The 12,587-nt window shown below is 64.4% G+C and carries 7 protein-coding genes; 6 read left to right on the top strand and 1 reads right to left on the bottom strand.

Annotated features, from left to right (window positions below; all coding sequences use genetic code 11):
* Window positions 1–27: 27 nt before the first annotated feature.
* Window positions 28–2,073, bottom strand: coding sequence for a S9 family peptidase (locus BCL93_RS02640; protein ID WP_112053538.1), 2,046 nt, complete (start codon window positions 2,071–2,073; stop codon window positions 28–30).
* 69 nt (window positions 2,074–2,142) lie between these two features.
* Here BCL93_RS02640 and BCL93_RS02635 point away from each other — a divergent pair, with 69 nt between their 5' ends.
* The 6 genes from BCL93_RS02635 to BCL93_RS02610 all read left to right on the top strand — a co-directional run bounded on the left by BCL93_RS02635 (window position 2,143) and on the right by BCL93_RS02610 (window position 12,512).
* Window positions 2,143–2,565, top strand: coding sequence for a hypothetical protein (locus tag BCL93_RS02635; protein WP_220086222.1), 423 nt, complete (start codon window positions 2,143–2,145; stop codon window positions 2,563–2,565).
* Between the two features lie 12 nt (window positions 2,566–2,577).
* The gene (locus tag BCL93_RS02630) at window positions 2,578–4,464 is read left to right on the top strand and encodes a VWA domain-containing protein (RefSeq protein WP_112053536.1); all 1,887 of its coding nucleotides are present in this window, start codon (window positions 2,578–2,580) and stop codon (window positions 4,462–4,464) included.
* Entirely contained in the window at window positions 4,457–5,254 is a 798-nt protein-coding gene (locus tag BCL93_RS02625; RefSeq protein WP_112053535.1) for a class II glutamine amidotransferase, read from the top strand. Before BCL93_RS02630 ends, BCL93_RS02625 begins: the two co-directional genes overlap by 8 nt.
* Window positions 5,255–5,576: 322 nt before the next feature.
* Complete coding sequence (locus BCL93_RS02620) at window positions 5,577–7,238, top strand: AMP-binding protein (RefSeq protein ID WP_112053534.1); 1,662 nt, start codon at window positions 5,577–5,579, stop codon at window positions 7,236–7,238.
* Between the two features lie 136 nt (window positions 7,239–7,374).
* The gene (hrpA, locus tag BCL93_RS02615) at window positions 7,375–11,394 is read left to right on the top strand and encodes an ATP-dependent RNA helicase HrpA (RefSeq protein ID WP_112053533.1); all 4,020 of its coding nucleotides are present in this window, start codon (window positions 7,375–7,377) and stop codon (window positions 11,392–11,394) included.
* Window positions 11,391–12,512 (top strand): beta-ketoacyl-ACP synthase III, encoded by a 1,122-nt coding sequence (locus BCL93_RS02610; protein WP_112053532.1) that lies wholly within the window; start codon window positions 11,391–11,393, stop codon window positions 12,510–12,512. Before hrpA ends, BCL93_RS02610 begins: the two co-directional genes overlap by 4 nt.
* The last annotated feature ends 75 nt before the right edge of the window (window positions 12,513–12,587 follow it).

Here is a 12,587-nt window from a genome sequence, read left to right as displayed (position 1 = left end):
AGGCCTTGTCATGAGCGGAAGCAGGCGTCAGGCCTGCTCGGCCAGCCCTAGGGCCCAGAGAACATAGGCATCCTGGCGGGCGTTGTCGCGCCAGGCCTTGAAGCGGCCGGAAGCACCGCCATGGCCTGCTCCCATGTCGGTGCGCAAGATGATGGGGCCACGGGCGCTATCCAGTTCCCGCAGTCGGGCGTAGAGCTTGGCGGGCTCCCAGTAGGGCACCCGGGCATCATGCCAGCTGCCTTGCAGGAAGACACTTGGGTAGGGCTGTGCCTGGAGGTTGTCCAGCGGTGAATAGTCTTTGAGGCGCTGACGTACCGCCGGGTCTCCCGGATTGCCCCATTCCGTGTACTCGGCGATGGTCAAGGGTAGGTCCGGGTTTTCCATGGTGCGCAGCACATCCACGAAGGGAACATCGAGCACCGCAGCGCAGAAGGCTTCCGGGTCAAGGTTGAGGCTTGCCCCTACCAGCAGCCCGCCGGCACTGGCTCCATAGGCCACAACCCTATCCGCCTCGCTCAGCCCCATCTCGACCAGCCTGTCACGGGCGGCCAGGAAGTCTCGGAAGCTGTTTTCCTTGTGTTCGAGCTTTCCGGCCAGGTACCAGGGTTCGCCTCGGTCGCCGCCGCCACGCACATGAGCGACGGCGAAGGCGATGCCCCGTTCCAACAGTTCAAGCCGGGCGACCGAGAACCATGGGTCGAGCACTTCTCCGTAGGCGCCGTAACCGTAGAGCAGGGTCGGCATCGGAGCCTGACCGAGACGATCAGCGCGGGCAACGATGGACACCGGGACCCGTTCGCCATCGTGGGCCTCGGCCCACACTCGCCGACACATCAACTGCGACGGGCGCAGGCTGCCATGCACCGGCTGCTCCTTGAGCAACTTGCGCTCCCCGGTGTCCAGGTCGTGGCTGAGCCAGCGAATCGGCAGGGTGAAGGATTCTTCGCGCAGCAGTAGCCGGCGCTCGTTGAAGTGCGGGGTGTCCCCCAGAGCCAGGCTGCAGGGTTCTTCGGGCAGCGGCAGGCGCTCGTCGCGCTGGATACTGTGTTGGGTATCCAGCTCGAGCACCCGCAGATACACCTGAGCCTTGTCATGATCGCGTTCAGTGATCACCAGCCCCCAGCCAAAGGCGTCGATGCCCTCGAGGGTCTGATCATCGCGATGGGCAATCAGCGGCTGCCAGGTGTCGCGGTCGTTTTCCGGGCACACATCCAGTCGGAAATGCGGTGCCTCGCGGTTGTTGAGGACGTAAAAATGACCGGGGCGATGCTCGATCGCGTATTCGACGCCGGCTTCCCGCGCTCGGAAACACTGTGGCGTGCTATCCGGCAGCTGGGCCGGCAGCAGGTAGCATTCGCTGGTGTCCTTGGAAGCACTCTCCAGCACCAGCCAGTTGCGCGAACGCGTCTTGCCAATGCCCAGCCAGAACTCAGGATCGTCTTCGCGCAGGATCAGCTGTGCTTCCTGCTCAGGCGCCGCCGTGTCCAGCCGCCAGATGCTCTCCGGGCGCTGAATGTCGTCATAGCGGGTAAACAGCAGCGTGCGATCATCCTCAGCCCAGCACAGTTCGGGACCTATGCCTTCAAGCAATAGCTGAGGTTCGCCGTCGGGCAGTGACTTGAGATAGAGCGTGAACATCTCGTCGCCGCTGGTGTCTTCGGTCCAGGCCAGCCAGGCTTCGTTGGGCGACAGGGCCATGTCGCCGACTTCGAGGAAGTCGAGTGAGGTGGCGCGCGCCTCAAAATCGAGGAAGCATTCCCGCTTGGACGGCGCGTCGAGCGGGTGGCGCCACCAGCGAGGGTAGTCGGCATCGGCGGCGGTCTCGCTCCAGTAGGTATAATGATCCAACGGCGCCGGCAGGCCGGTGACGGCCAGTTCGCGGCGGGCCAGGTGGCCCTGGTAGAGCGCTTCGACCTCCGACTCCAGTGGCGCGAACCAGGCGCTGCTTTCGGCGTTGGCGGCTTCGAGGAAGTCGTTAACGGAAGCATCGTCGCGGTTTTCCAGCCAGTGCCAGTCGGGGTCGTCCGGGCGGTGGAAACGGTCGATGGGCGAGGCAGACGGCTGTGCTTTCATTGGGTGCGGTGTACCATATGTGCGATCAATAGAGGATGCGTGCGCCAAGGGGCGTACGCCTGGAGAGAAATGATGCTGTTGTCCAATTCGCTGCCACAACTGTGGCTGATCTATGGCCTATTGTCGCTGGTTGTACTGGTGACTGGCCACCTGGGAATTCGCTTCCTGCCCCGGCTGCCCCGATGGGTCATCACCGGGCTGGTGGCCGGTATCATCTGGATGCCGGCCAGCTATGCACTGACGACGCTGGATCAGGCCGAGGCGCATTCCGGCATCGCACCGGCAGTGGTCGTGGCCGCGGTAGCCGTGCTGCAAGGCAAGGGCGGTGCCATGGCCGGGGCCTCGCTGCTACTGGTCGTGGGTGCCGCGCTGGGTGCCTTGCTGGGGCTCGGGGTCTGGCGCCTGCTGCGCCGTCCACCGGCGCCAAAGGCTCGTGCCGCCGAAAAGCCGGAAGCTTCAAGCCATGAACGCCAGGAGCCGGTCATCGGTTAAGGGGAAGTACCTATGCGCGTCATGTTCGGTGCCGTGCTGGGTTGTCTGCTGTGGTCGACCAGCGTTTTTGCCCAGCAGGTGACAGAGGACGTCGAATCACAGAACGACAAGCGCCAGGCGGACGCCGCCGCAGACGTGCGGGTGATCTTCGATGTCTCCGGCAGCATGCAAGACAACGACCCCGAGCGTTTGAGCGCCAGCGCCCTGGAGCTTCTGGCCTCGCTGCTGCCTGCGGGCTCTCGCGGCGGGCTCTGGACCTTCGGCGAGCGCGTCGAGAACCCGCTCCCCGTTGGGCCGGTAGATCGCCGCTGGCGCGAGCAGGCACGTTCCCTGGCGCCCCGGCTGGTCGACTACCAGCAATACACCGATATCGAAGCAGCTATTCGTCAGGCCAGTGAGGAGCCCGGCGGCGAGCGGCATCTGATACTGCTCACCGACGGCGTGATCGACCTGGACCCGGCCGGTGGCAATAAGTCTGCCCGGGATGCCCGCTCGCGCCAGACGCTGCTCGATGAGCTCGCCCCCGCGCTTGCCCAGCGGGGCGTCACCATCCACGCCATCGCCTTCTCGCCACAGGCAGACCTGGCGCTGGTCGAGCGTCTGGCTCAGTCGAGTCAGGGGCTGGCTGCTCTCGCTCAGACCCCGGAAGACCTGCTGCGGGGCTTTCTCGATATCTTCGAGCGCATCTTCCCGACCGACCAGGTACCGCTCAGCGACAACCGCTTCCCTATCGATCCTGAGGTGGAGACCTTCTCGGCACTGCTGTTCCACGAGCCGGATGCGGCCCCCTCGGTGCTCGTTGGCCCCGATGGCCGTCGTTACACGCCCGAGAATCTGCCGTCAGGCGCCAGTTGGCAGCGCCAGCCGCGCTTCGACCTGATCACCGTGCCCTCGCCTGAAGAGGGCGAGTGGCGGATCGAAGGTGACCTGGAGCAGGACAGTCGCGTCAGCGTGGTGTCACCGCTGGTGCTGCATACCACTAAATTGCCCGCGACCCTCTATCAGGGCTTCGACCTGCCGCTGGAAGCCTGGCTCGCCAGGGAGGACGGCACTCCTCTGGAGGCCAGCCGACGTGATGACATGCGGGTCACGGTCGAGCTTCAGGCCCTCGATGGGTCGGTCATGGTCGCCAGTCCGCTGACGCAGTCGACGCCTGAAAGCGAGCGGTTCAGTGGTGTGCTGCCCGCCCCGTCCTTGACCGGCAATGCGCGTCTGGTCATTGATGTCGAGGGCGAGCGCGCCCATCGCCAGCGGGTCCAGGCGGTCAATGTGCTGCCTGCTATCAGCACCCACCGAGAGGACGGCCAAGTGTGGTTCGAGGCCGAGCACCCGGCGCTTAATGCCGCCAACACCCGCTTAAGCGCTACCCTGCAGGGCGAGACGCTGCCTATCGAGGCCTTCGACGAGCGTCGCTGGCGTGTGAACTTGCCCGAACTTCCGGCTGACGTCGGAGTGCCGCTGCAGATCGAGGTCGAGGTGGATCTGGGCGGTGAGTCGCGGGAGCTTCAACTGCCGCGTCTGCTGCTCAATCCCGATGGTCGCATCCTGCTCGACGAAGCACGTCTGGACGGGGCCGAGCTGGTCAGCCGCGATCTGCCGTCGATGCCGGACGACGCGGCGAACGTGTCCGGGGCAGATGCTTTCAACAAGGACGCTGCCGCCGACCGGGTGGTGGAGACCATCAATGCGCTGCCCGGCCAGGCCAAACGGCTGATGCGTGATCTTGAAGAACAGCCCCGGTCACGGCTTGTCTGGGCGGCGCTTGCCGCCGTATTGCTGCTGTTGATGCTGTGGGGGCTTAACGCTCGCAGACGCCGTATGCGTCAAGCGTCTCGGCATTCGTCTCAACACACCTCTCAATCAGACTCGTCGCGTCGCAGTGAGGATTCGCATGTGTGAACTGCTCGGCATGAGCGCCAATGTGCCCACCGATATCTGCTTCAGCTTCGCGGGGTTTTTGCATCGTGGAGGAGGCACCGGGCCCCATCGCGACGGCTGGGGCATCGCCTTCTACGAGGAAGGCGGCTATCGCGAGTTTCGCGACCCGCACCCCTCGGTGGATTCACCCATTGCCCGGCTGATCCGCGACTATCCCATCAAGTCGCATATCGTGATCAGCCACATTCGCCAGGCCAATGTCGGTCAGGTGCGCCTGGCCAACACGCATCCCTTCACTCGCGAGATGTGGGGGCGCCCCTGGTGCTATGCCCATAACGGGCAGCTCGAGAGTTGGCAGGACCTGCCACTGGGCGTCTGTCAGCCGGTGGGCAGCACCGACAGCGAGCACGCCTTCTGCTACCTGATGGGCGAGCTGCGCCGTCACTTTCCCGAACCGCCCGAAGACCCTCAGGCGCTTTGGGCACTGCTACATCGCTGCTGCGAGCGCCTGCGCGGTAAGGGCGTTTTCAATCTGCTGCTTTCCGACGGCGTTCACCTCTATAGCTTCTGTTCGACCAAGCTTGCTCATATCACACGCCGCGCGCCCTTTGGTGAGGCCAACCTGTCGGATGCCGAGCTGAACGTGAACTTCGCCGAGCATACCACCGAGCATGACGTCGTCTCGGTGCTGGCGACCGAGCCCCTGACCGATAACGAGGACTGGGTGCGGATGGTCCCCGGGGAACTCCTGGTCTGGCATGACGGCGAGATACTGGCGCGCTTCCTGCCAGAGTCTGACGAAAGCATCTGACGAGAGAGCCTTACTAACGAGACTGACCAAAGAGACTGGCTAGTCGAAACTGACTAAATCGTCACCATAAAGCGCCGTTCTGAACAGCTTCCTCAACCGCCATCAAGGGCGGGTACCAAGAGATGATTGGCGAGGTCTAATGACGAAAGTGGCATGGCGTCATTGCTTCATTAGTGGCAACGTCTGATTGATGTTTAACACCTGTTTCAATCGTTCGTTTGAACGGGTGGTTCGGCTGCCAAGTGGCGGCCTTTCATCAACAGCCTTCCATCAACAATGATCAGTGCGTCGGTCGTGTCGGCGCGTTTGCGGAGATCCGCCCATGAGCGAGCATGCCAGTGCAGCGACCCTCACCGGCCCGGCCCTCGAGGGGCTCGACGACTACACCTCGGTGATGGATGTCTTCCACGGCTCGGTTGAGCGCTTCGCCGATAAGCCGGCCTTTAGCTGCATGGGTCAGACCCTGACCTATGCCGACCTGGACCGGTTGTCGGGCGACTTCGCCGCATGGCTACAGCACAAGACGAACCTGGAGCCTGGGGATCGCATCGCCATCCAGCTCCCCAACGTGCTGCAGTTTCCGGTGGCGGTGTTCGGCGCCCTGCGCGCCGGTCTGGTGGTGGTCAACACCAACCCGCTCTATACCGAGCGAGAGATGGCCCATCAGTTCAAGGACTCGGGCGCCAAGGCGATCCTGATTCTGGCCAATATGGCCGACAAGCTGGAGCGAGTGCTCGACAAGACCGACATTGACCATGTGCTGGTCACCGAGCTTGGCGACCTGCACGGCGTAGCCAAGCGGCTGCTGATCAACACGGTGGTCAAGTACGTCAAGAAACTGGTGCCACACTATGCGCTGCCCACGGCGGTGAGCTTTCGCTCGGCGCTGACGCAGGGACGGCGACTCGAACACGAGGACGTGGCGCGCTGCCCTGAGGATATCGCCGCCCTGCAATACACCGGGGGGACCACCGGCCGCGCCAAGGGCACCATGCTCACTCACCGCAACCTGATCGCCAACATGCTTCAGGCGCGGGCGGCCATTGGTCCGGCGCTTGAAGATGGCGCCGAGACGATCATCGCGCCGCTGCCGGTCTATCACATCTATACGTTTACGGTTAACTGCCTGTTCATGGTCGAGACCGGCAACCATTCGGTGCTGATCACCAATCCCCGTGATCTGCATGGCTTCGTCAAGCTGCTTGAGAAGACCCGCTTCACCGGCTTCATCGGCCTCAATACCCTGTTCAATGCGCTGTGCCAGCGTGATGACTTCAAGGCGCTGGATTTTACACCGCTCAAGCTGACCATCTCCGGCGGCATGGCGCTGACCCGGGTCGCGGCGGAGCGCTGGGAGAGCCTCACCGGGTGTGCCATCGCCGAGGGCTACGGCATGACCGAGACCTCGCCGATCGTCTCCTTCAATCCGGTCGATGCCATTCAGCTTGGCAGTATCGGCAAGCCGGTGGCCGGCACCTCAGTACGCGTCCTCGATGCCGATGGCGAGATCTTGCCGCTGGGCGAGCCCGGCGAGCTTTGCGTCAAGGGGCCCCAGGTAATGAAGGGCTACTGGAATCTGCCGGAGGAAACCGCCAAGACCCTGGATGACGAGGGCTGGATCCGCACCGGTGACATCGCTGTATTGCAGGATGACGGCTACATTCGCATCGTCGATCGCAAGAAGGACATGATCATCGTCTCTGGCTTCAATGTGTATCCTAATGAGATTGAGGATGTGGTGACCGGCCACCAGGATGTGGTCGAGGCGGCGGCGGTGGGCATCGAGGACGCCAACAGCGGCGAGGCGATCAAGCTGTTCGTGGTCAGCCGCAACCCGGATCTCGATGCCGAGGCGGTGCGCGCCTACTGCCGCACGCAGCTTTCCGCCTACAAGGTGCCGCGCTTCGTCGAGTTTCGCGATGAACTGCCCAAGACCAACGTCGGCAAGGTGCTGCGTCGCGAGCTGCGCGAGACGCCGGCCTGAGGTCGCCAGGGGCCGGGTGGGCTGAATGGGCCGAGTGGGCCGCCGAGTAGGCACCATCGCCGGGCGAGCGGTACAATGGCTGGCCCGCGGTGGTCTTGCCGTCGCGGGCCGCTGACTTCTAGCCAACGAGGTTGCCTTGAGCACCACAACGACCCGCTCCCCGACTGCCGCCGATACCACTCGCCTTAACGCCCTGCAGCAGCAGCTCGATGACTGCCTGCTCAATGATGCCCGTCGCCTGGGCAAGCGTCTGGCTGGGTTGAAGCGCCGGGCCAAGCAAGGCCAGCCGATTGAACGCGGCCTCGCCGACATCGAGCAGCAACTGGCGAAATCCCAGCAACGCCTCGCCAAGCGTCGCGCACAGCCGGTCGCGCTCAACTACCCGGCCGAGCTGCCGGTGGTCGAGCACCGTGATGACATCCTCGAGGCGCTTCGCGAGCATCAGGTAGTGGTGGTGGCCGGCGAGACCGGCTCCGGCAAGACCACTCAGTTGCCCAAGCTGTGCCTGGAACTGGGGCTCGGTCGCCGTGGCCTGATCGGTCATACCCAGCCGCGGCGGCTGGCGGCACGCTCGGTGGCGACCAGGCTTGCCGAGGAACTCGAGGTCACGCTCGGTGAGCAGGTCGGCTATCAGGTGCGCTTCACCGATCAGACCAACGACGCCACCCTGATCAAGCTGATGACCGACGGCATCCTGCTGGCCGAGACTCAGCATGACCCGGACCTGTCTCGCTATGACGCCATCATCATCGACGAGGCCCACGAACGCAGCCTCAACATCGATTTCCTGATGGGCTATCTCAAGCGGCTGACCGCGCGCCGTCCGGACCTCAAGATCATCATCACCTCGGCGACCATCGACGTGGACCGCTTCGCTGCGCATTTTGCCGACGAGCGTCGTCCACAGCAGGACGGTAGCGCCACCCCGGCGCCGGTGGTGCAGGTCTCCGGGCGCACCTATCCGGTCGAGGTGCGCTATCGGCCGCTGGTGCGCTCGGAGGACGACGAGGAAGACCGCACGCTGCAGGAGGGCATCCTGCAGGCCGTCGAGGAGATCGAGGCCATCGAGCGCGAGAAACGCTGGCAGCATGGCCCGCGTGACGTGCTGATCTTTTTACCTGGCGAGCGCGAGATCCGCGAGACCGCCGACACCCTGCGCCGCGCCGACCTGAAGGGCACCGAGGTGCTGCCGCTCTATGCCAGGCTCTCCAACGCCGAGCAGAACCGCGTCTTCCAGTCCCATGCCGGGCGGCGCATCGTGCTCTCGACCAACGTCGCCGAGACCTCGCTAACGGTGCCGGGCATTCGCTACGTGATCGACCCTGGCCTGGTGCGCATCAGCCGCTACAGCTATCGCGCCAAGGTGCAACGGCTGCCCATCGAGCCGATCAGCCAGGCCAGTGCCGATCAGCGCAAGGGCCGCTGCGGGCGTATCAGTGAGGGCGTGTGCATTCGTCTTTATGACGAGGACGACTACCTGTCGCGGCCGGCCTTCACCGAGCCCGAAATCCAGCGCACCAACCTCGCCTCGGTGATCCTGTCGATGCTGTCGCTGAAGCTTGGCGAAATCGAGGCCTTTCCGTTCGTCGATGCCCCGGACTCGCGCTTTATCAAGGACGGCTTCCGGCTGTTGTTCGAGCTGGGCGCGGTCGACGAGGGCAATCGTCTGAGCGAGCTTGGCCGTCGCCTGGCGCGCCTGCCCATCGACCCAAGGCTCGCCCGCATGGTGCTGGCGGGCGCCGAGTCGGGCTGTCTGCGCGAGACGCTGATCGTGGTCTCGGCGCTGGCCATCCAGGACCCCCGCGAGCGCCCGGCGGACAAACGTCAGGCTGCCGATCAGGCGCATGCGCGCTGGAAGGATCAGGACTCTGATTTCGTGGCCTGGCTGAACCTGTGGGCCGGCTTCGAGGCCGCGCGCGAAGAGCTCTCCGGCAACCGGCTACGGCGCTGGTGTCGAGATCATTACCTGAGCTACCTGCGCCTGCGGGAGTGGCACGACACCTTCCGCCAGTTGCGTCAGCTGCTTAACGACATGGGCATCAAGGTGCCTGCCCCCGAGCCGCTACCGGACGACGACGAGGCGCGAGCCAAGCGCCGCCGTGACAACGCCACGGTGATGCATCAGGCGCTCTTGACCGGGCTCTTGTCGAATCTTGGCCAGCTGCTCGAGACCCGCGACTACCTGGGGGCTCGCAACCGCAAGTTCCAGATTCACCCGAGCTCCGGGCTCGGTCGCAAGCGGCCGAAGTGGATTATGGCCGGCGAACTGGTCGAGACGTCCAAGCTGTTCGCCCGCGAGGTGGCACGCATCGAGCCGCAGTGGATTGAGCCGCTGGCCGGCCATCTGGTCAAGCGTACCTACAGTGAACCCCACTGGGAGATGAAGCGGGCCCAGGTGGTGGCCTTCGAGCAGGTGACCCTGTTCGGCCTGCCGATCGTCAACCGGCGCCGCGTCCATTATGGGCCGATCGCCCCCGCCGAGGCCCGTGAGCTGCTGATTCGCCGCGCACTGGTCGAGGGGGAATATCGCACCAAGGCTGACTTCTTCGCCTACAACCGCTCGCTGATCGAGGAAGTCGAAGATCTCGAGGATCGTGCCCGCAAGCGCGATATCCTGGTCGACGAGGAGACGCTGTTCGATTTCTACGACCAGCGGCTGCCTGCCGACATCATCAACGGCAAGGGATTCGAGGCCTGGCGAAAGAAGGCCGAGGCCGAAGACCCCGACATCCTCAAGTTCGACCGCGAGGCGCTGATGGCCCGCGGGGCAGAGGATGTCACCGAGGAGCAGTACCCCTACGAGCTGATGCTTGGCGGGGTGCGCTATCCGCTGCGCTATCACTTCAAGCCGGGAGCCAGCGACGATGGCGTGACCCTGACGGTGCCGGCGGCGATGCTCTCCCAACTGCCCGTCGAGCGGCTCGAGTGGCTGGTGCCGGGGCTCTTGCGCGAGAAGTGCATCGCGCTGATGAAATCGCTGCCCAAGTCCGTGCGTCGCCAGGTCGTGCCTATCCCGGACTGGGTGGATGCGGCCCTGGCTACCCTTACGCCTGACGATGTCTCCTTGACCGCCGCCCTTGGTGACTTCCTTAGGGTCAAGACCGGCCTGCGCCTCGATCCCGATGACTGGCAGCTGGATCAGCTCGAGCCCCACCTGCGCATGAACCTGAGCGTGGTCGATCACGAAGGCAAGGTGCTAGGCGAGGGCCGCGATCCGGTCGAGCTGGAGCGCCGCTTCGCCAAGGCGGCAAGCGAAGGTGCCCAGGCATTGGCCGAGCAGGCCACTGGCCAGCAGCAGGTGCTCGAGGATCTGCCCGAGACGGCGTTGCCCGAATCGCGGGTGACCACCCAGGCCGGCATCCGCGTCGAGGCCTTCCCGGCATTGGTCGAAGCCACTGAGGGGCTTGCCGTCGAGCTCTTCGAACATCCCGCCAAGGCCCGCGAGGCGCATCGTCATGGCATCAAGCGGCTGGCCATGCAGCGCGCCCCCGAGGCGGTGCGTGAACTCAAACGTGTGAAGGGGCTCGACAAGTGCGCGCTGCTGTTCGCCAAGGTGGGCAGCAAGCGCCAGCTCATCGACGATCTGGTCGAGGCTGTGTTCCTGCAGGTGGTGGCAGTGGATCCGCTGCCGCGCTCGCGCGATGAACTCGAGTCACGCCTGGCCGATACCCGTGAGCAGCTGCTGCCCCACGGTGAGCATCTGGTGAAGGTGCTGGAGCGCGCCCTGAATGGCCATCTGGCAGTGACCAAGGCGTTGAAGGGCAATCTCAGCTTCGCCCTGGCGCTGGTGTACAGTGATCTAAAGGCGCAGATGCAGCGGCTGGTGCATCCGGGCTTCGTGGTCGAGGCGGGTGCCTGGCTCGAACAGTATCCGCGCTATATGGAAGCGGCGCAGATTCGCCTCGAGAAGGCCCCCAGAGAACGCAACCGTGACCAGATGCTGATGCAGGACATTCAGGGCTTCGAGACACGTCTTGCCAAACGCCGCGAAGCCGGGCGTCGCCAGGGCCCCGAGGACCCCGAGCTGACAGAGTTCGGTTGGTGGATCGAGGAACTGCGCGTGTCGCTTTTCGCCCAGCAGCTCGGCACCCTTGAGCCAGTTTCCTCCAAGCGGCTCGAGAAACGCTGGGCAGAACTCACAGGAAGGACCCCATGACTACCGCAGTGATCACCGGCAGCGGGCTCTATACGCCGCCCCACGCTATCGACAATGATGCCCTGGTGGCGGCCTTCAATACCTGGGTGGACAGCGACAATGCCGAGCATGAAGAGGCCATCGCCGCCGGCGAGCGCGAGGCGCTAGCGCACTCCAGCAGTGCGTTCATCGAGAAGGCCTCGGGCATCAAGAGTCGCTACGTGCTGGATGCCGAGGGCATTCTGGACCCCAAGCGGATGCGGCCGAGACTGCCTGCGCGGGGTAATGACGAGCTCTCGCAGCAGGCCGAGATGGGCCTTGCCGCGGCTCGTCAGGCGCTGGATGCTGCCCAGGTGCAGGCCGAGGAGATCGAGCTGGTGATCGTCGCCTGTTCCAACCTGGAGCGGGCCTATCCGGCGGTGGCGGTCGAGCTTCAGGCGGCGCTGGGGGCCGGCAGCCATGCCTATGACATGAACGTGGCCTGCAGCTCGGCGACCTTTGCCCTCGATGCCGCGCGCAATGCGATTCTTGCCGGTAGCGCCAGGCGCGTGCTGGTGGTTAGCCCCGAAATCTGTTCGGCGCATCTCAATTTTCGCGACCGCGACAGCCATTTCATCTTCGGCGATGCCTGCACCGCGCTGGTGATCGAAGACGATGCCGTGGCGCGCGCCAGCGAGCGCTTCGAGATTCTCGGCACCCGCCTGGTCACGCAGTTTTCCAATGCCATCCGCAACAATGCGGGGTTTCTCAACCGGGTCACCGATGCCGATCCCCAGGCGCTGGACAAGCTTTTCGTCCAGGAAGGGCGGCGGGTCTTCAAGGAGGTCTGTCCGCTGGTGGCCTCGCTGATTCAGCAGCACCTGGACGACCTGGGGCAACAGGCCGCAGACCTGTCGCGACTCTGGTTGCACCAGGCGAATCAGCACATGAACGACCTGATCGCGCGTCGGGTGCTGGGACAGCCGCCCCGTGATGATCAGGCGCCGATCATTCTCGATCGCTATGCCAATACCAGTTCGGCGGGCTCGATCATTGCGTTCCATCTGCATCGCGGCGATCTGCCCTCGGGTGCGCTGGGGGTGGTGTGTTCCTTCGGAGCCGGCTACAGTGCCGGCTGCGTCGTGGTGCGCCGTGCATGACGGCCATAAGATGATTTGCAGGAAGGACTGCCAAGGAACGTCGATGAAAGAGAGTACGCGTAGGCCCGAAGGCCA

Origin of the sequence: Onishia taeanensis (assembly GCF_003268885.1) — a bacterium.
Lineage (GTDB): Bacteria > Pseudomonadota > Gammaproteobacteria > Pseudomonadales > Halomonadaceae > Onishia > Onishia taeanensis_A.
Note: the sequence above shows the minus strand (reverse complement) of the source record. Positions and strands in the feature narration are given on the sequence as shown.